Source organism: Pseudomonas sp. GW822-FHT03F08 (assembly GCF_058801265.1).
Window position 1 is genome coordinate 710,383 of record NZ_JBXANC010000002.1, and the last position, 18,861, is coordinate 729,243.

The 18,861-nt window shown below is 61.4% G+C and carries 16 protein-coding genes; 8 read left to right on the forward strand and 8 right to left on the reverse strand.

The features are described from left to right. Positions 1-96 precede the first annotated feature (96 nt). Together AC1RME_RS07065 and AC1RME_RS07070 are read left to right on the forward strand one after the other, a co-directional pair. Complete coding sequence (locus AC1RME_RS07065) at positions 97-2,634, forward strand: PAS domain-containing hybrid sensor histidine kinase/response regulator (RefSeq protein ID WP_493090833.1); 2,538 nt, start codon at positions 97-99, stop codon at positions 2,632-2,634. A gap of 50 nt (positions 2,635-2,684) precedes the next feature. After that, positions 2,685-2,960, forward strand: a complete 276-nt coding sequence (locus tag AC1RME_RS07070) for a peptidylprolyl isomerase (RefSeq protein WP_096821583.1) — start codon at positions 2,685-2,687, stop codon at positions 2,958-2,960. A 49-nt stretch (positions 2,961-3,009) separates the two neighbouring features. Here AC1RME_RS07070 and AC1RME_RS07075 read toward each other — a convergent pair whose 3' ends face one another. The 8 genes from AC1RME_RS07075 to AC1RME_RS07110 form a co-directional block, all read right to left on the reverse strand. Next, positions 3,010-3,945 (reverse strand): sugar kinase, encoded by a 936-nt coding sequence (locus tag AC1RME_RS07075; RefSeq protein ID WP_493090835.1) that lies wholly within the window; start codon positions 3,943-3,945, stop codon positions 3,010-3,012. After that, a complete protein-coding gene (locus AC1RME_RS07080; protein ID WP_096821586.1) occupies positions 3,945-5,165 on the reverse strand; it encodes an amino acid deaminase in 1,221 nt (406 codons plus the stop codon). The genes AC1RME_RS07075 and AC1RME_RS07080 overlap by 1 nt, the downstream gene beginning before the upstream one ends. A gap of 39 nt (positions 5,166-5,204) precedes the next feature. Continuing rightward, positions 5,205-5,969, reverse strand: coding sequence for an IclR family transcriptional regulator (locus AC1RME_RS07085; protein ID WP_096821588.1), 765 nt, complete (start codon positions 5,967-5,969; stop codon positions 5,205-5,207). A gap of 78 nt (positions 5,970-6,047) precedes the next feature. Then, entirely contained in the window at positions 6,048-6,437 is a 390-nt protein-coding gene (locus AC1RME_RS07090) for a RidA family protein (RefSeq protein WP_007912330.1), read from the reverse strand. Positions 6,438-6,468: 31 nt separating this feature from the next. Next, positions 6,469-7,266, reverse strand: a complete 798-nt coding sequence (locus AC1RME_RS07095; RefSeq protein ID WP_007960239.1) for an amino acid ABC transporter ATP-binding protein — start codon at positions 7,264-7,266, stop codon at positions 6,469-6,471. After that, a complete protein-coding gene (locus AC1RME_RS07100; protein WP_007960241.1) occupies positions 7,263-7,925 on the reverse strand; it encodes an amino acid ABC transporter permease in 663 nt (220 codons plus the stop codon). The genes AC1RME_RS07095 and AC1RME_RS07100 overlap by 4 nt, the downstream gene beginning before the upstream one ends. A 9-nt stretch (positions 7,926-7,934) precedes the next feature. Next, entirely contained in the window at positions 7,935-8,597 is a 663-nt protein-coding gene (locus tag AC1RME_RS07105; RefSeq protein WP_059405928.1) for an amino acid ABC transporter permease, read from the reverse strand. 51 nt (positions 8,598-8,648) lie between these two features. After that, a complete protein-coding gene (locus AC1RME_RS07110; RefSeq protein WP_096821589.1) occupies positions 8,649-9,497 on the reverse strand; it encodes a transporter substrate-binding protein in 849 nt (282 codons plus the stop codon). A 339-nt stretch (positions 9,498-9,836) separates the two neighbouring features. Between AC1RME_RS07110 and AC1RME_RS07115 the strand changes: the two genes are divergently transcribed. The 6 genes from AC1RME_RS07115 to AC1RME_RS07140 all read left to right on the forward strand — a co-directional run bounded on the left by AC1RME_RS07115 (position 9,837) and on the right by AC1RME_RS07140 (position 18,861). Continuing rightward, positions 9,837-10,268, forward strand: coding sequence for a thioredoxin family protein (locus tag AC1RME_RS07115; RefSeq protein ID WP_096821591.1), 432 nt, complete (start codon positions 9,837-9,839; stop codon positions 10,266-10,268). Between the two features lie 174 nt (positions 10,269-10,442). Beyond that, the gene (gene wecB, locus AC1RME_RS07120) at positions 10,443-11,597 is read left to right on the forward strand and encodes a non-hydrolyzing UDP-N-acetylglucosamine 2-epimerase (protein WP_096821592.1); all 1,155 of its coding nucleotides are present in this window, start codon (positions 10,443-10,445) and stop codon (positions 11,595-11,597) included. After that, positions 11,594-13,768, forward strand: a complete 2,175-nt coding sequence (gene nfrB, locus AC1RME_RS07125; protein ID WP_096821593.1) for a cyclic di-3',5'-guanylate-activated glycosyltransferase NfrB — start codon at positions 11,594-11,596, stop codon at positions 13,766-13,768. Before wecB ends, nfrB begins: the two co-directional genes overlap by 4 nt. After that, positions 13,765-16,923, forward strand: a complete 3,159-nt coding sequence (locus AC1RME_RS07130) for an NfrA family protein (protein WP_493090838.1) — start codon at positions 13,765-13,767, stop codon at positions 16,921-16,923. Before nfrB ends, AC1RME_RS07130 begins: the two co-directional genes overlap by 4 nt. Next, a complete protein-coding gene (locus AC1RME_RS07135) occupies positions 16,923-17,801 on the forward strand; it encodes a DUF4434 family protein (protein WP_096821595.1) in 879 nt (292 codons plus the stop codon). Before AC1RME_RS07130 ends, AC1RME_RS07135 begins: the two co-directional genes overlap by 1 nt. After that, the gene (locus tag AC1RME_RS07140; RefSeq protein ID WP_096821596.1) at positions 17,785-18,861 is read left to right on the forward strand and encodes a GGDEF domain-containing protein; all 1,077 of its coding nucleotides are present in this window, start codon (positions 17,785-17,787) and stop codon (positions 18,859-18,861) included. Before AC1RME_RS07135 ends, AC1RME_RS07140 begins: the two co-directional genes overlap by 17 nt.

Here is an 18,861-nt window from a genome sequence, read left to right on the forward strand (position 1 = left end):
ACTTAAGACCGTGCGTCGTGACGCGACGGGCCTTACAGCGTCTACCGCACTAGGATAGTAGACGCCGCCTCACCGACCGACGCTCAGGACCCTTTGATGAACGCTGTACCGCACACCGATGACGCCCAGGCATTGATTGCCCGCACCGACTGGAGCCGCAGCCCGCTCGGCAGCGCCGACAATTGGCCGCAGAGCCTGCGGACAGCGGTGGACATCGTGATTCATTCACCGATGCCGATGCTGTTGTTGTGGGGCCCGCAGCTTACCCAGATCTATAACAACGGCTTTGCGCTGCTGGCCGGCAGCAAGCATCCACACGCTTTCGGACAGCCGGCGCACCAGATATGGCCGGAACTTCGAGACTTTACCGACCCGATTTACAGCGCCGTCCTACAAGGCCAGGTGCGAACCTACAGCGAACGGCGCTTTACCCTGCAACGGGACGGCCAGGATTCCGACTTCTGGCTGGACCTGACCTACAGCCCGATTCGTGACGAAAGCGCGCAAGTGGCCGGCATTCTGGTCACCGCCATCGAAACCAACGAACGCCGACGCATTGCCCTGGAACTGCAGCAACGTTCCGAAGACAGCCTCAAGGCCCAGCGCGAAAGCGAAGAGCGCCTACAACTGGCGCTGGCGGCCACCGATGCGGTCGGCACCTGGGACTGGGACATTGGTGAAGATCGCTTCATCGCCGATGCGCATTTTGCTCAATTGCATGGCGTCGACCCGGCGCGGGCCAGTCAGTTGCCCATCAGTGAATACCTGCACGGCGTGCACCCGGAAGACCGCGCGCTGATCGCCCGCAGCATCAAGCACTGCATCACCCATGGCACCGAATACGCCGAGGAATATCGTCTGTTGCAGACCAATGGCGAGGTGCGCTGGGTATTTGCCCGCGGACGTTGCTACAAGGATCACCACGGACGGCCGATGCGTTTTCTCGGCGCGGCGCTGGACCTGACCGAGCGCAAACACACCGAACAGGCACTGCGGCAAAGCCAGACCGAGCTGCAACTGATCATCAACGCAATGCCGATCCTGATCAGCTACGTCGACCGCGAAGAACGCTTTCGCCTGAACAATGCTGCGTACCTGGACTGGTACGGGCTGACGCCGCAAGAGCTGTACGGACGCACGATCCGCGAAGTGATCGGCGAAGAATCCTACTTTCTGCGTGCCCCCTACATCGCCGAAGCACTGGCAGGCCGCCCTTGCTCGTTCAGTCTTTACACACCCCATCGCGATGGCAGTCAGCGCCACGCCCTGATGAACTACCTGCCACGCCATGGCCCGGATGGCGCGGTGAACGGTTTCTACATCTTCGTGATCGACGAGACGGAACGTAAAAAGACCGAAGAAGCCTTGCGCAACCTCAATGAAACCCTTGAGGAGCGCGTGAGTGCGCGCACCGAGCAACTGGCCCAGGCCAACCAGCGTTTGCAGAACGAAATGTTCGAACGCGAACGCGCCGAAGACGCCCTGCGCCACGCACAGAAAATGGAAGCGGTCGGCCAGCTCACCGGCGGCATCGCCCATGACTTCAACAACATGCTGACCGGAATCATCGGCAGCCTCGACCTGATGCAGCGCTATATCGCCAGTGGCCGTACTGATGAAATCGGTCGATTCACCGATGCCGCGGTGTCCTCGGCCAATCGCGCCGCGGCGTTGACCCACCGCTTGCTGGCGTTTTCGCGGCGCCAGTCGCTGGATCGCAAGACCTTGAACGTCAACGAGCTGATCCACTCCCTGGAAGACCTGATCCGCCGCACCAAGGGCGATCCGATCGAACTGACTCTGCGCCTGGCCGACAGTGTCTGGCCCGTCAGCACCGATGTCAGCCAATTGGAAAACGCCCTGCTCAACCTGGTGATCAACGCCCGCGATGCCATGCCGGACGGTGGCGAACTGCTGATCGAGACTGCCAACGTCTACCTCGACGGCAACGACATCACCACCCTCGAACCGGTCAAGGCCGGCGATTACCTGATGCTCGCGGTGAGCGACAATGGCACCGGCATGACGCCGTCGGTGCGCTCGAAGGCGTTCGACCCGTTCTTCACCACCAAACCGATCGGCCAGGGCACGGGGCTCGGGTTGTCGATGATTTACGGCTTTGCCCAGCAAACCGGCGGGCACGTCAGCCTCGACAGCCTCCCAGGCCAGGGTACCTGCGTGCGCCTGTACTTGCCGCGCTTGTACGCGCTGGAACCGGAGCGGCCGGTGATCGAAACGACGACCGAGGCCCCCGCCGCCGCCACCGGCGAAACCGTGGTGGTGGTCGAGGACGATCCGGCGGTGCGCATGCTGGTCATGGACCTGCTCAAGGAGTTGGGTTATCGCGCCCATGAGGCCGAAGACGCCAAGAGTGCCTTGCCGCTGCTGGAATCCGACCTGCGTGTTGATCTGCTGGTGACCGATGTCGGACTGCCGGGCATGAACGGCCGACAACTGGCGGAGATCGCCCGCCAGCATCGTCCGGGGCTCAAAGTGCTGTTCATGACCGGATACGCGCAGAAAGCTGCCGAGCGTCAGGGTTTTCTGGAGGACGGCATGGACATGGTGGCCAAGCCGTTTTCCATTGAGCTTCTGGCGGGCAAGATCCGCACGATGATCAGCCAAAACCCGTGACTTGAGGCATAATCCGCGCCCCGCCGTCACCCCGCTACAGGTATTGCACGATGAAAGCCCAAGCCCGCCACATTCTGGTGAAAACCGCCGAAGAGGCTGAAAAACTCAAACAACGCATCGCCAACGGTGAAGCGTTCGATGTACTGGCGAAGAAATTCTCGACCTGCCCGTCCGGCAAGCGCGGCGGCGATCTGGGTGAAGTGCGGCCGGGGCAGATGGTCGGCGTGATCGACGCAGTGATCTTCAAGAAGCCGCTGCGCACGGTGCACGGGCCGATCAAGAGCAAGTTCGGCTATCACCTGGTGCAGGTGTTTTTCCGCGATTGATCCGGTGCCCTGAAGGCGCGGCTGTCGGCAGCGCCTTCAGAGATCGGATTCATTCTTTGGGGATCAGTGCGCCAGGCACCTGAATCACCCGACTGGCCAACCGGTGCCCAGCCTCCGCCGCCTGCGCGGGGCTTGCGCCCGACAAGCGACTGGCCAGATACGCCGCACTGAACGAATCCCCCGCCGCCGTGGTGTCCACCACCCTCTCGACCCTCTGCGCCGGCACTTCGAACGCTTCCCCGTCACAACGAATCAGGCACGCCTCGGCGCCACGCTTGAGCACTACCTCCGGCGTACCGATCTGCGCGTACGCTTCAAACACCGCGTCACAGTCCTCGAAATGGAACAGCGCCTGCTCGTCGTCCACCGTCAGCAACGCCAGATCAACATGGGGCAGCACGCTGCGATACGCCGCCCGCGCCTCTTCTACCGAGGCCCACAGCCGTGGCCGGTAATTGTTGTCGAAGACGATCCGTGCATCGCGCTGGCGGGCTTCGATCAAGGTCTGAATCAGCTTTTCCCTCCCCTGTGCGCCGAGCACCGCCAGCGTGATACCGCTGAAATACAGCACGTCGTAGTCCGGCAACGCCGCGAGAATCGGCGCGGCGGCCGGGGCCGTGAAACAGTCGCGTACAGCGGCCTCGTTGCGCCAGTACAGAAAACGCCGTTCGCCGGCGGCATCAGTCTGGATGCAATACAGACCCGGCAAACGACCGGGCAAGCGCTGGACCAGATCCAGACCAATGTTTTCAGCGGCCCAACTGCGGCACATGGCGTCACTGAAGCTGTCGTCACCCAGCGCCGTGACGTAATCGACCTGCGCCTTGTCGCCCATGGCTCGGGACAAATACACAGCGGTGTTCAGCGTATCGCCACCGAAGCTCTGTTGCAGGCTGCCATCGGCACGTTGTTGAAGCTCGATCATGCATTCGCCGATCAGGGCGATGCGCGGGGTGTTCGGACCCAAGGGACTGAGCGTGTTCATCAGAAACAGGTTTCCATGGTTTCGATCACCGACAACTGCTCATCAACCAACAGGCCCACGCGCCATTTGTCGAAGGTCAGGCATGGGTGGGAAGTGCCGAAGGAAATGATGTCGCCGACGCGCAATTCCACGCCCGGCGCCACGGTCATGAACGCGTGCTGGTCCATCACCGCCGTCACCTTGCAGGCGCCGACATCGTCGCCCACCGCCGGCAGCACACCGGCCTTGTAACGCAGCAATGGCACCGGCATCCCGGCATCAAACGCCACGTCACGCTTGCCCAGGGCAATCACCGCAAACCCCGGCTCCGGCATCGACTGCACGTGGGCCCAGACTTCCAGCGCCGGGCGCAGGCCTTCATGCAGGTCGCTGCGACGGTCGAGCACGCAGCACTGCGCCTCTTTATAAATGCCATGGTCGTGAGCCACGTAACTGCCGGGACGCAACACGCTGAGGAAACGCCCGCCTGCGTTCTGCGCTTCGAACGACTCGGCGATCAGGTCGTACCACGCCGAACCCGATGCGGTGATGATCGGCTTGGCGATGGCGAACGCGCCGCTGTCCTGCAACTGCACCGCGAGGCGCACCAGCGAAGCCGCGAACTCTCGGATTCCGCTGACGGCGTGATCGCCGTGGATCACGCCTTCGTAACCCTCGATACCGGTCAGGGCCAGCGCCGGTTGCGCGCCGATGGCCTTGGCCAGTTCGATGACTTCCTGTTCGCTGCGGCAACCACAACGGCCGCCGACCACGCCGTACTCGATCATCACGTTCAGGCGCACGCCACGGGACGCGAAGTAAGCGCCCAGATCGGCGACGTTGTCCGGGTGATCGACCATGCAATAGAAGTCGAAGGTCGAATCGGCCGCCAACAGATCGGCGATCAACGCCATGTTCGGCGTACCGACCAGTTGGTTGGCCATCAACACCCGGCGCACGCCGTGGGCGTATGCGGCGCGGGTCTGGGTGGCGCTGGCCAGCGTAATACCCCAGGCGCCGGCGTCGAGCTGACGACGAAACAGCGCCGGGGTCATGCTGGTCTTGCCATGGGGCGCGAGTTCGGCGCCGCTGTCGCTGACGAATTTCTGCATCCAGTGGATGTTGTGCTCCAGCGCTTCGCGGTGCAGCACCAGCGCCGGCAGGCTGATGTCACGCACCAGTTGCGCGCCGAGGGCGGCATCGCCTTTTTCCACGGCAGCAGTGTTGTTGGCAGTCGTCATGGTCGAACTCCTCACAGTCGCGCCCGCTGCCGGGCGCGGTTATTCGTTGATTCGCCGGGCGAGGCTGTTGGCGCTCTCGATCAAGACCCGGCGATAGTCGTTGTAGTTGGTCTTGGCATCGGCGCGCGGTGCGACGATGCACAGGGTGCAGATGGCCACGCCTTGAGGGTCTTTGACCGGGGCGGCGAAGCAGTGGGTAAAGGTGTCGGCGACACTGTCGAACGAGAAGAAACCGTCGATGCTGGCCTGGCGGATTTCCTTGAGAAATGTCTCCATCGGCAGGCGTTCGCCACCGGGCAGGATGAAGTCGTCGGGGTCGATCAGGTCGCTGATCTGCTGGTCACTCAAGTGCGCCAGCAGCAAGCGCCCGGACGCCGTCCACGGGATCGGCGCGTTTTCGCCGATATCGGAAGAAATGCGGAAATGCCGCTCGCCCTCCTTCATCAGCGCCACCGTGTATTTGCGCCCGTTGAGCAGGCACATCTGCGCAGTTTCCCGGGTCTGGCTGACGATCTCCTGCAACGCGTGATCGGCCTCGCGACTGAGGTCGAAATGCCGCAGATGCGCCTGGCCGAGGAAGTACAGCTGACGACCGAGATAGACATGACCGTCCTTGCCCACCGGTTCGAGAATCCGCCGTTCGAGCAACGAGGCCACCAGTTCGTAGACCGTGGATTTCGGGCTGCCGATGCCATTGGCGATGTCATTCGGGCGCAGTGGCTGGCCGATTTCCTTGAGGAAATCGAGGATATCGAACGCCCGGTCCAGACCGCGTGCCCGGCGCTTGATGGTGTCTTCGGTCATTTCAGTGGTTCCCATTCAAAGTGCCGGGAGTTTATCGCGAAAAATCGTTCCCACGCTCTGCGCGGGAACGGTCAACACTCAAGCCTTTTTCTTGTACGCAATGCAGTCGATCTCGACCTTGCAGTCGACCATCATGCTCGCCTGCACACAGGCCCGGGCCGGTGCGTGTTCGGGCTTGAAGTATTCGCCGAAAACCTTGTTGAAACTGCTGAAATCCCGCGGATCGTCCAGCCATACGCCGGCACGTACCACATCTTCCAGGCCATAACCGGCTTCTTCGAGAATCGCGATCAGGTTCTTCATGGTCTGGTGAGTCTGCTCGACGATGCCGCCCACGATGATCTCGCCATCCACCGCCGGCACCTGACCGGAAACGTGCAGCCAGCCATCGGCCTCGACTGCGCGGGCAAATGGACGTGGCTGGCCGCCAGCGGCGGTGCTGCCAGTGCCGTAACGAGTAATGCTCATGGATGTGTCTCCTGATTGAAAAAGTGAAAAGTCAGAACCGCGTGCTTTTGAGAAACTCAGCCAGCCGCGGCGATTGCGGACGCTCGAACAGCTCCTTGGGAGGCCCCTGCTCTTCGATGCGCCCCTGGTTCATGAACACGATCTTGTCCGAGACCTCGAACGCAAAACGCATTTCGTGGGTCACCAGCAACATGGTCATGCCGTCCTCGGCCAGGCCCTTGATCACGTTCAGCACTTCGCCGACCAGTTCCGGGTCGAGGGCCGAGGTGACTTCGTCGAACAGCATCAGGCTCGGGTTCATCGCAATCGCCCGGGCAATCGCCACGCGCTGCTGCTGACCGCCGGACAACTGGCCGGGAAAGTGATTGCGCCGCTCCAGCAGGCCGACCCGCTCCAGCCATTTCTCGGCCAGGACCACGGCTTCGTCCTTGTGCATCTTTTTGACTTTGAGCAAGCCGAGGGTGACGTTCTGCAGCGCAGTGAGGTGCGGGAACAGGTTGAACTGCTGGAACGCCATGCCGGTCATCGCCCGATGGCGCGCGATGACTTTTTCCGGGTGGCGCACGCGTTTGCCATTGAGTTCGTCATAACCGATGGATTCGCCGTCGAGCAGGATCTGCCCGCCCTGGAACTCCTCCAGCATGTTCACGCAACGCAGCAGCGTGGTCTTGCCCGAGCCGCTGGAGCCGATCAGCGTCACCACGTTGCCGCGCTGCATGCTCAGGTCGACACCCTTGAGCACTTCGACCGCGCCGTATTGCTTGTGCAGGCCACGGATGTCCAGCAGCGGCTGGCCGTTCTGGACGTTGGAAACTTGAGCTTGAGTCATGGCAAGGCCACCCGCTTTTCAATGTGCCGGCCGAGTAATTCGATGCCGTAGTTGATGACGAAGAACAGAAAACCGGCGAACAGATAAAACTCCAGGGTCATGAACGTCCGGGCAATGATCTGCTGGGTGCTGAGCAACAGCTCCGCCACGCCGATCACCGACAGCAAGGTCGACGCCTTGACGATTTCCGTGGACGAGTTGACCCAGGTCGGCAGGATCTGCCGCAGCGCCTGGGGCAACAGCACGTAGCCGAGGGACTGATAGAACGTCAGGCCGATGGCCTTGCCCGCTTCCATCTGCCCGCGTGGCAATGCCTGCAACGCACCGCGCACGATCTCGGCCACGTGGGAGCCGCAAAACAGCGTCAGACCCAAGGCACCCGCCTGAAACGCGCTGATCTGCCAACCGAGCGCCGGCGCCATGTAGAAGCAGGCCAGTACCAGCACAAACACCGGTGTGCCGCGAATCAGGTCGACATAAAAGCGGAACGGCGCGCGCATCCAGAACTTGCCGTAGGTCAGCACCAGACCGGCGAATACGCCGATGACCGTGCCGAACAGAATCGCCAGCGCCGACACCTGCACGCTGGTCAGAAAGCCTTGCCACAAGGCTTCGCGGGCAATCCACAACTCATGCAACCAACTGGGGGATTCGTACATCGCAGCCTCCTATCGGCGGATCGCCAGACGCTGCTCGAGGTAACGCAGCAGCATGGCAATGAGGTAACAGGCCGCGACATACAACGCCGTGGTCACCAGCCAGGTTTCGATCACCCGGTAGCTCTCGACGTTGATCTTGCGCGCGTAGTAGGTCAGCTCCGGCACCGCAATCGCGGCGGCCAGCGAGGTGTCCTTGAACAGCGAAATGAAGTTGTTCGACAGCGCCGGCAGCACGTTGCGCAACATCACCGGCACGGTGACGTAGGCCTTCACCTGCCACTCGCCCAGGCCGATGGCCAGTCCCGCTTCACGCTGACCCTTGGGGATGCTCAACAAGCCGCCCCGGAACACTTCGGTCAGGTACGCCCCCGCATACAGCGACAGCGTGATGATGAACGACGGGATCTTGTCCAGCCGGATCCCCAGGCTCGGCAACGCAAAGTAGATCAACAGAATCAACACCAGAATCGGCGTGTTACGGATCACCGTCACATACACCGATGCCAGCACCCGCAAGGCGCGATGCTTCGACAGCAAGGCAAACGCCATCAACAGGCCGATCACGCAGCCGATGGCGATCGACACCAGCGCCAGCTCAAGGCCCAGACCGAGCCCCGCCAGCAAGGTGTCGAAATCGCGCCACACGGCGGCAAAATTCAACTGATAGTTCATGGTTGGCAGTACCTTGAGCGGGGCGCATCAGGGCGCCCCACTCTCACGGGATCATTTGAATTCGACAGGGAAACCGATGGCGGGCGATGGCAGATCAACGCCGAACCATTGCTTGAAGGACGCGGCGTAAGTCGGGAACTCAACGCCGGTCATGGCTTCATGCAGGGTGGTGTTGACGAAGTTCAGCCAGTCCTGATCGCCACGTTTGACGGCGCAGGCATAGGTCTGCGGGCTCCAGGCGTAAGTCGGGCTGCGGTAGCGGCCGGGGTTCTGCACCATCAGGTATTTGACCGAAGACTGGTCGGTGGCGGCGGCATCGGCACGGCCCGAGTTCACCGCCTGATACATCAGATCGACGCTGTCGTATTGATCGACCTTGGCCTTGGGCAGCGCCTGATGCACCAGCTCCTCGGCGTACACGTTCTGCAGCACCGCCACGGTCACGCTGTCGCCGGCGGCCTGCAGGTCTTCGATTTCCTTGTACTTGCTGTTGTTCGGCAACAGCAGGCCGACGCCTTCGCGGTAATACGGCAGGGTGAACGCCACTTGCTGCGCGCGGCTGGCGGTGACGGTGATGAACTGGCAGCTCATGTCGACCTTGTCGGTCAGCAGGTTGGGAATCCGCGCATCGGACGACTGCACCACGAACTCGACCTTGCTCGGATCATTGAACAGACCCTTGGCCACCATCCGGGCGATGTCGATATCAAAGCCCTGCAACTTGCCGTCCGCGCCCTGGAAGTGCCACGGCGCGTTGGTGCTGCCGGTCCCCACGATCAGTTTTCCACGAGCCAGGACGCTGTCGAGCTTGCTGTCGGCCGCCTGGGCCATACCCACGACAGCGGACGAAGCCGCAAGAACAAAAACACACGCTTTGAACAAGGAAAGTCGGCGATGCATGGCAAGCACTCCAGAGGATTGTTTATTCCGTTATACCGGAACACGGTTTGTTACTACGGAATGAACAGCAGAAAGTGTGCCACAGGAATCGCCAGGAATCCGCAACGGATTGAAATGCGTTCTGAATCAAAGGGATGCGAAAATCGCTCGGAACGGTGTTACGCGCAGTGACAGGGACGCCGCGCTACCGTTGGCTACACGCGACGGGTACTCGGGCCACATATCGGTGCGCGGCGCACAAAAAATTGCGCTCGGCACCTGTCAACTCTGACAGTTGCGACAGCGACCGCCGCTCCTTTAACGTCGTGACGCCTTGTGCATCGAATAAAGGAGGCTCCGATGACGGCGCCGACTCGATATTCAGCGTTGCCCCCGACGTACCGGAAGGTCTTGAAAGCCAGGCGCCTTGTCGTCCTGTACTTCTTCAACGAGCACTGCGGTGCCTGCGTGTTCTCCGGCCCCGTTTTTCTCGAAGTCGCCAAGCCCTTCCGGCCCTGGATGGATGTCTTCATGGTCGATACCGCACAGTCGTGTCGACATCCTGATGTCACGGGTACGCCGACGGTGTTGTTCTACAAGGAAGGCGTACTGCTCAAAAAACTGAAAGGCATCGGAGCGGATGAATCGCTTCTGCAAGACTTCACCCAGTTCCTCGGCAAAACCAGACACCCCGCTGCGCTGCGCAAATCGGTCCATGACCTGAGCTGGCTTCGCCACACCCTGCGTACCCTCTGCACCATCCCCCGCGCAAAACGATGGAACTTTTCCTGAAAGTGCCACCTAAGAGCCATCAGATATGGCACTTTCGTTCCAATTGATCTGTAACAACTAGCCTCAAGGCCGGATTGGACAAGCTCCCATCCGGCTGCTTTTCTTTATTTCTCAGAAAGAGATAGGTGCTGCTGGCTATCCGGCCACGGCCTTGCTTCGTCCCAGGAGGGGTCAATGTCCTTTAACGTCATGATGGTTTTCGGTACTCGCCCGGAGGCCATCAAAATGGCCCCGCTGGCTCGGGTTCTGCGTCAGTGGCCCGACATCAAACTCAACATCTGCTCGACCGGCCAGCATCGGGAGATGCTCAAACAGGTACTCGACGCGTTCGAACTGACGGTCGATGAAGACCTGCAAGTGATGACCCAGGGCCAGACGCTCAACGGTCTGTCGCAACATCTGCTTGCACAACTCGACCAGGCCTACGAACGGGTCAAACCGGACATCGTGCTGGTACACGGCGACACCACCACCAGCTTCATCGCTGCCCTCGCCGCGTTCAATCGCCAGCTGCCCATCGGCCACGTCGAAGCTGGTTTGCGCACCGGCAACCTGCGCGCTCCCTGGCCTGAAGAAGCCAACCGACGTCTGACCGGCGTGATCGCCGACCTGCACTTCCCGCCGACCGGCAAAGCCGAAGCGAATCTGCTGCGTGAAGGCGTGCCGCAGGACAACATCGAAATCACCGGCAATACCGTCATCGATGCGCTGCTGTGGATGCGCACGAACCAGCAACAGAGCAACTGGCGCCCGGCTGCCGATTCACCTCTGGCGGTGCTCGACGACAGCCGTCGCATGGTGTTGATCACGGGCCATCGCCGGGAAAACCTTGGCGACGGTTTCCAGAACATCTGCCAGGCCCTGGCCGATCTCGCCCTGCGTTACCCGGACGTGCAATTCGTCTACCCGGTTCACCTCAATCCGCAGGTGCAGAGCGCGGTGTACGGCATGCTCGCCGACAAACCCAACATCTATCTGGTCGCCCCTCAGGATTACCCGAACTTCGTCTGGCTGATGGGCCGTGCGCACTTCATCCTGACCGACTCCGGCGGCGTCCAGGAGGAAGCACCGGCCATCGGCAAGCCGCTGCTGGTATTGCGTGACGTCACCGAACGCCCCTCCGTGCTTGAGGGCGGCACCGTGCTGCTGGTGGGCACCGACACCGCAAAGATCGTCAAGGAAGCCAGCCAGTTGCTCGATGACGAAGCGACCTACAAACGCATGAGCCGCGTCCACAGCCCATACGGTGACGGTCACGCCAGCGAACGTATCGCCAAACGCCTCCACGCCTGGCTGAGCACACGCTCGACGGCGGGTAACGGGGTATGAGCCTGGGCTGGGTCGATTTTTTTGCGTATGTGCTGTTTGGTCTGAAGTATGTGGCGATCCTCCTCGCCCTGCTGATGTTCATCCTCGGCCTCGATGACCTGTTCATCGATCTGGTGTACTGGAGCCGCAAGTTAATTCGGCGCTGGCGGATCTACGAGAAATTCAAGCGCGCTGACGAGGAACGCCTGTATTCGATTCCCGAGAAGCCGCTGGCGATCATGGTGCCGGCGTGGAACGAAGTCGGCGTGGTCGGCGAGATGGCGCGGCTGGCTGCCTCGACCATCGATTATGAGAACTATCAGATTTTCGTCGGCACCTACCCCAACGACGCCGAAACCCAGGCCGACGTCGATGCGGTCTGCCAGCACTACCCCAACGTGCACAAAGTGGTCTGCGCCCGACCGGGCCCCACCAGCAAGGCCGACTGCCTGAACAACATCATCGATGCGATCCTGCGTTTCGAGAGCGAAGCGAAGATCCAGTTCGCCGGCTTCATCCTGCACGATGCCGAAGACGTGATTTCGCCGATGGAGTTGCGCCTCTACAACTACCTGCTGCCGAACAAGGACCTGATCCAGATTCCGGTCTACCCCTACGCACCGGAATGGAAAGGCTTCACCGCCGGGCACTACGTCGATGAGTTCGCCGAGAACCACGGCAAGGACGTCATCGTCCGCGAAGCCCTCACCGGCCAGGTGCCCAGCGCCGGCGTCGGCACCTGCTTCAGCCGTAAGGCCATCAGCGCGCTGCTGGAGGACGGCGACGGTATTGCTTTCGATGTGCAGAGTCTCACCGAGGACTACGACATCGGTTTCCGCCTGAAGCAGAAAGGCATGAAATGCATCTTCGCCCGCTATTCGGTCAGCGATCCGAAACTGGCGCTGGAGCAACCGTGGGTGTTCGGGATGAATCGCGAATTTTCCCAGGTGATCTGCGTACGCGAGCACTTTCCCCGCGACTTGCAACACGCGATCCGGCAGAAATCACGCTGGATTGTCGGCATCGTGTTTCAGGGCACCAAGAACCTCGGCTGGAGCCGCAAAGGCCTGCTCAATTATTTCCTGTGGCGTGACCGTCGCGGACTGATCGCCTACCTGCTGAGCTTTCTGGTCAACCTGCTGTTCCTGGTGCTGCTGGCGATGTGGGCCATCACGGTGATTGCCCCAGAGTCATGGCGCTATCCCTCGATCCTCGCCGACAGCTCGTTGCTGTCGGTGCTGCTGTGGCTCAACGGTTTGATGCTGTTCAACCGCCTGTTCCAGCGTGGCTGGTTTGTCACTCGCTACTACGGGCTGGTCGAAGGTCTGTTGTCGGCGCCGCGCATGATGTGGAGCAACTTCGTCAACTTCTTCGCCAACCTGCGCGCCCTGCGCCAGGTGATGGAGATGGGCGACTCACGGCGTGTGGCCTGGGACAAAACGACCCACGAATTCCCGGCACTGACCAAGGCACAACGCACCCCACTCGGCCATCGACTGGTGGAAAAAGGCCTGCTGACCGAAGAACAACTGGAAGCGGCGATCACCAGTCCGGTACGTCGTCGACTGGGTCGCGAACTGCTGCTGCGTGAGTACATCGACAGCACTCAGCTGGTTCAAACACTTGCCGAACAGCTTGACCTGGAGTGGGCGCCACTCAACCCGTTCAAGCTCGACAAGCGCCTGATCGATGCCGTGCCACGCCGGGTCGCATCGCACTACGGCGTGCTGCCGGTGGCCGAAGAAGGCGACACCCTGATTCTGGCCTCCGAAGGCCCGGTCAGCCAGGTCTCGCTCGGCGCGATCAGCCGTCAATTGAAACGCCCGGTGCGTAGCCGTCTGGCACCCCAGGGCCGCGTTACGCTGGGGATTCGTTACTGGTACGCCAGCCCCCGCCAGAATGAGGAAGTGCGTCATATGCTCGAAGTACTTGAGCGCCATCAGGACGATGAAGCCTTGCTGGAGCGGGTCAGCCGCCATCAGGTGCTGCTGGGCAATCTGCTGCAGGTTCGCGGTATGGTGCCGCCAACCTTGTTCAATCAGGCGTTGATCGATTTCGATGCGGAAAACATGTCACTCGGGGAGCATCTGATTTCCCGCGGCATGATCACCCAGGAAGTCCTGGAACAAGCCCTCGCCGATCAGGCCAGCGAACAGCAAGCCGCCTACCGCATTGTTCGGGAGGTCGCATGAAGCCTGGGCATCGTCACACCCTGCTGATGGGCAGTCTGCTGCTGGGCCTGAGCACCGCGTATCCGCTACAGGCCGCGCCGCTTAGCGACTTCGAACAATTTCGCAGCTATCCCTACATGGACCGAAGTTATCGCGAGGCGAAAAAGGGCAACTGGAAAGAAGTCGAACGACTGATGCGCCACTTGCTGGAAAAGGTCCCGAAAAACGACGAGGCCCGAGCGCTGCTGGTTGAGTCGCTGGCCAAACAACGCCGCTACAAGGACGCCATGCAGGCGCTGCCGGACAACAGCGACGCCCTCCTCGACCTGCGCCTGACCTGGATCGAACAGGATCCACCCACCAGCACTCAGGTTGAACGCTGGATGGCCACCAGCAGCCTGAATGATCGCGTGCGTCTGTGGCAGGCCTACAGTCTGAGTCTCGCCAAGTTCGGCGGCGCGGCCAAGGCTCACGACTGGCTGGCACAGCTGTCGCCCAAGGGCGATGACAATATCCTGCGTCTGGCACGGGCCAACTGGTCGGAGCAATTGCGCGACTGGAGCGGCACCATCGATCAGCTCGCACCGCTCGCCGCCCGTAAACAGCTGGGTGCCGAAGGCTGGCAACGTCTGGCCAATGCTTATGTACAGCGCCTCGACGAAAAACCGCTGCAACAACTGCTGCAACAGGCACCGACTCCGGAGGCCGCACGCAAGGTCCGCCTCGCAATGGTCGACCGCGCCATTGCCATGGGTCACGAACAACAGGCGCAACGCTGGATTCAGTCGTTGCCGGACTCCGATCTGGCCGATCCCACGCAACGTCAGCGCCTGTGGGAGCTGGCACGCAAGACCGAAGACGTGCCGACCGTGCAGCGCTTGAGCAACGATCTGCAACGGCCGTGCCTGGAAACCGCTGAATGGTTGTCACGCCAGGACCCGGAAGCAGCGCTCAAGCAATTTCGTGGTTGCACGCCTGACGACGACCCGCAAACCTGGCTGATACTCGCCCAACGCCTGCAAGCCACCGACCTGCTGCAGACCACCCGACTGCCGCAGCCGTGGGACAGTCGCCGTCAGGAGCAGTTGCTGGGTGTCTGGCAGGAACAGGGGCGCAATGACAAGGTCGACGCCTGGCTGGCGGGTCAGACGCAGACCGCCGATGTGGTCAAGCGTCGGGCGGAATTGTCGCAACGCATGGGCCGAATGACCGAAGCACAAACCCTGTGGGAGCTGCATTACCGGCAGACCGGCAATCTGGCTTCGCTGAATCAGGCCACTTATCTGGCGGTGAACAGCGGCGATCGTGAGCATGCGCAGCAGTTGCTTGAAACGGCGTATGACCGCCATCAAGGGCGCTTGCCGGCCACTGCACTGCAACGTCTGGCCGGACTTTATGCGGCTTCGAAAACCACGACACCGGAACAGCAACGGCGAATGGCTTCATTGCTCACCCATGTGGATGGCGCCACCCGTGGTCAATTACTCGCGCAACTCGCGGAAAACGGTCAGTGCGACGCGGTTCAGCAAGCCATCGGCAGCCATCCAAAGGCTGCCGGCGATTACCGGGCACTGGGGCGTTGCGCGATGCCGGATCGGCCGGGCGAGGCTGTCGTCTATTACCAGCAAGCGGAAAAACTCGGCGACCGCGGCAGTCGTCTGCCGTTGGCGTACGCCCTGGAAGCCGCTGGTGATTCGGCCGGCGCACTGGCCATCTGGCGCAGCCTCCCGGCAGCGGAACTGAGCGACAACGCGCGCCTCACCGCGAGCCGCAGCGCGCTGAATGCCGGTGACAGCCAGACAGCCGAACGCTACTGGCAGCAAAGCACCACCCGCGGCGCCAACGAATGGGCCCTCGGCGCGGCAATCGCCGACGCTCGTGGCGATCATGTCCAGGCACTTGAACGTCAGCGTAAAGCCTTGCAACAAGCACCGGACGCCGGGCATTTCTACGCGGCGTCGGTCACTGCGCAAAAGGCCGGCGACCTGCCACAAAGTACCGCATGGCTGGCCGAAGCGGTACGCCGCGACCCGAACAACCCACGTTACCGCGCCGACTACGGCATGCGTCTGGCCGGTGCCGAAACCCGCGAGGAGCGCGCCACCGCAATCCCCTATCTGCAACAGGCCACCCGTGATTTCCCCGAGGACTATCGACTGGGTGAAACCCTGGCCTGGCGTTATGACGAAGCGGAAGACAGCGCCTCTGCCCGCAAGGAACTGCGTCGGGTGATTGATCTGGAACAGAACCCGGTGGCTGCCGACGACGAGGATGGCAGCATGGAAGCGCGGCGTTACCGTCAGCGCCGCGCCCATGAAACCCTCTCCCGCCGCGACAGCCGGACGATTGCCAGCACCTGGTCACCGGCCGGGGTATCGACGAATGACTTCGTGCGACCGGACGAGAGCAAAGGTTCGCGCCGCCGCGCCGACTCGCAAAACGTGCAACTGGCGATGTGGGACCACGCCCTCGGCGACGAACCGAGCCGCGCCGGCAGCACGCTGTCGGTGTACGGTCGGGTGCTGCTCGGTGGCCAGGGTCGCTCCAGTTACGCTGAATCCCTCGCTGCCGGTGTCGGCCTGCGCTACAAGCCGTGGGGCACGCAGAACATCAACTTCTACGGTGAGATCTACAAACAGAGCCAGTTCAACGATGACGACAACCACAGCCTGAGCCTCGGCCAGATGCTGGTGCCGGAAAAGTTGCTGGATCAGGTCAACGATCACCGCCAGGACGGCCACACCACCACCGACTATCTGCTGCGCGCGACTGCCTCGTTCCTCGATCAGGGCAAGTACCGCAACGACTGGCGCGTCGATGAAAACGATTGGGATGAGCGTTTCCTCTACCTCGACGCCGCCTGGTGGACCAAGGCCGGCGATCATCAATGGCTGTCGCGGTTCCAGCAGGGGCATGCCTGGAAGCTGCCAAACAGCGGTGCTCAGACAATCATGCCTTACGGCTTCCTCGAATTTGCCAGCCAGGACCCGAGCAACGATTGGCGCCAGGATCTGCGTACTGGCGTGGGTCTGCGCTGGCAGTGGTGGTACGACGAAGATCGCTACAACGCCTACCGGTCGAAACTGACGGTACGCACCGAATATCAACAGTCCCTGGGCGGCAATCTGTATGAAGGCGGCAACGGTGTGCTGCTGGGCGTGGAGTGGAATTTCTGATGGCTCGATGGATGTTGTTTTTCTGCCTGTTGATGGGCGCCACGCTCGCCCGGGCCGATGAGCGGGTGTTCTATCAGCCGCTGAATGTCGACGCCGGCCTGACGCAGGCGCAATGGCAGAAAGTCTGGCAGGACACCGCCAGACAAGGCACGCGAACGGTGATCGTGCAGTGGACCGCGTATGGCGACTCGGATTTCGGTGGTGCCAATGGCTGGCTCGCCAACAGCCTGAAACTTGCCGAACAACAAGGTCTGCAACTGGTGCTCGGGCTGTCGATGGACCCGGCGTATTACAAGCGCATCGACGAACTGGACAGCGCCGGTCTCGGTGCCTACTGGCAGGCGCAACTGGGTCAATCGCTGGCGCAACAACAGAAGTTGCGCCAGGAATGGAAACTGCCGGTCAGCGGTTGGTATCTGCCACTGGAGCTGGATGACTTGCACTTTCTGGCGGCTGATCGACGGGCAACGCTCCAGCGTCAGCTGAAGGATTTCGCGGCAAAACTGGATGCACCGCTGCATGTCAGCGCCTTCAGTGCCGGCAAGCTTGCTCCGACAGTCAACGCCCAATGGCTGGGGGATCTTACAGCGGCCGGTGCGCAAGTCTGGTGGCAGGACGGCGCAGGCACCGGGCGCCTGCCAGTGCTGGTGCGCAACGGTTATGCCAGTGCACTGCCCTGCTCCGTGGCAATCGTGCGTGAAGCGTTCCGCCAGGTCAGTCGCGAAGGCGAGTCGTTCCGCGCGGAGCCGGCAACCCCTGATGCCACCTCTACCGGCTGTCATCAGAGTGCAGTGTTTTCCCTGCGCTATCGACCGTGGGGACAGGTGATTCTCGACAACCAGCGCAAGCATCCGGGCAGCAATGTACAAAACCATTGAAGACGAAGTCCTGAAGCGAACCGCGCCCGCCGAGCTGTGGGACGAGTTCATCCAGCATGAGTTCGAGAGGCTGCACTCGTTCTGCCTGCTGATCTATCTGGCCAGCATGGGCATCTGGCTGGCCTTCGACCTGATCGTCAGTTTCCTCGGCGATCAGGGTTTCACCTGGCGTTCGATGATCTTCATCGCCGCGTTTGCGGTGCTCGCCGTGGTGCTGATGTTCACGCGCAAGGCCCGCCACTTTGACTGGCTGAACCTGACCTTTGTGTTCGTCATTACTCTGGGCATCAGGCTCGTGATTGATGGCCTGCCGCCGACATTCCATGGAATCTGGCTGGTGCTCGCTGCGGCCACCACGCTGTACAGTGCCTCAGTGTTGCCACTCAGTCGCTGGTCGTTCTTCGGTGCGCAGGTCATCACCTGGCTGATACTCAACCCGTTCATGGGCACCGGTATCGGCCTGCTGGAACTCAAAGGGGTGATGACCATCTGCTACAGCGTGTTTCTCTGTGCGCTGACGATCTACACGTTCCTCAAACTGCGCGAGACCAAGCTCTACAACTACATCATGTCCAAGCTGTTGCTGGATCAGGCCTACAACGACACCCTGACTGAAATCCCCAACCGCCGCTCGTTCATGACCCGCGCCGAAAAGAGCCTGCAAGCGGTGCCCCGCGAGCAGGACCATTTCCTGGCGATGATCGACATCGACAACTTCAAGAAAGTGAATGATGTGTACGGCCACGACATCGGCGATGAAGTGCTCAAGCGGATCGCGACAGACATCAAAGCGGTGATGGCGCCGTTCGAGTACGCGCGACTGGGTGGCGAGGAGTTTGCGATTTATCTGGCCGGCGTACGCCGCGACGACGTCGAGGCATTGGCCGGTGAGCTGTGCCGGGTGGTGCGTGAGCAAACCACCCGGTACCCGGTGACCATCAGCATCGGCGTGGCCCGGGTCGAAGATGGTGACACCCTCAACCAAGCCCTGATCAAGGCTGATGAAGCGTTGTATGAGTCAAAGCACACCGGAAAAGACCGGTACACCTTTCATCAGTGA

What these genes read in the sequence shown, in the direction of transcription:
- AC1RME_RS07110 (WP_096821589.1), bottom strand. Translation starts at nt 9,497, where the DNA reads ATGCATCGCCGACTTTCCTTGTTCAAAGCGTGTGTTTTTGTTCTTGCG.
- AC1RME_RS07090 (WP_007912330.1), bottom strand. Translation starts at nt 6,437, where the DNA reads ATGAGCATTACTCGTTACGGCACTGGCAGCACCGCCGCTGGCGGCCAG.
- AC1RME_RS07065 (WP_493090833.1), top strand. Translation starts at nt 97, where the DNA reads ATGAACGCTGTACCGCACACCGATGACGCCCAGGCATTGATTGCCCGC.
- AC1RME_RS07075 (WP_493090835.1), bottom strand. Translation starts at nt 3,945, where the DNA reads ATGAACACGCTCAGTCCCTTGGGTCCGAACACCCCGCGCATCGCCCTG.
- AC1RME_RS07080 (WP_096821586.1), bottom strand. Translation starts at nt 5,165, where the DNA reads ATGACGACTGCCAACAACACTGCTGCCGTGGAAAAAGGCGATGCCGCC.
- AC1RME_RS07070 (WP_096821583.1), top strand. Translation starts at nt 2,685, where the DNA reads ATGAAAGCCCAAGCCCGCCACATTCTGGTGAAAACCGCCGAAGAGGCT.
- AC1RME_RS07140 (WP_096821596.1), top strand. Translation starts at nt 17,785, where the DNA reads ATGTACAAAACCATTGAAGACGAAGTCCTGAAGCGAACCGCGCCCGCC.
- AC1RME_RS07095 (WP_007960239.1), bottom strand. Translation starts at nt 7,266, where the DNA reads ATGACTCAAGCTCAAGTTTCCAACGTCCAGAACGGCCAGCCGCTGCTG.
- wecB (WP_096821592.1), top strand. Translation starts at nt 10,443, where the DNA reads ATGTCCTTTAACGTCATGATGGTTTTCGGTACTCGCCCGGAGGCCATC.
- nfrB (WP_096821593.1), top strand. Translation starts at nt 11,594, where the DNA reads ATGAGCCTGGGCTGGGTCGATTTTTTTGCGTATGTGCTGTTTGGTCTG.
- AC1RME_RS07085 (WP_096821588.1), bottom strand. Translation starts at nt 5,969, where the DNA reads ATGACCGAAGACACCATCAAGCGCCGGGCACGCGGTCTGGACCGGGCG.
- AC1RME_RS07130 (WP_493090838.1), top strand. Translation starts at nt 13,765, where the DNA reads ATGAAGCCTGGGCATCGTCACACCCTGCTGATGGGCAGTCTGCTGCTG.
- AC1RME_RS07115 (WP_096821591.1), top strand. Translation starts at nt 9,837, where the DNA reads ATGACGGCGCCGACTCGATATTCAGCGTTGCCCCCGACGTACCGGAAG.
- AC1RME_RS07135 (WP_096821595.1), top strand. Translation starts at nt 16,923, where the DNA reads ATGGCTCGATGGATGTTGTTTTTCTGCCTGTTGATGGGCGCCACGCTC.
- AC1RME_RS07105 (WP_059405928.1), bottom strand. Translation starts at nt 8,597, where the DNA reads ATGAACTATCAGTTGAATTTTGCCGCCGTGTGGCGCGATTTCGACACC.
- AC1RME_RS07100 (WP_007960241.1), bottom strand. Translation starts at nt 7,925, where the DNA reads ATGTACGAATCCCCCAGTTGGTTGCATGAGTTGTGGATTGCCCGCGAA.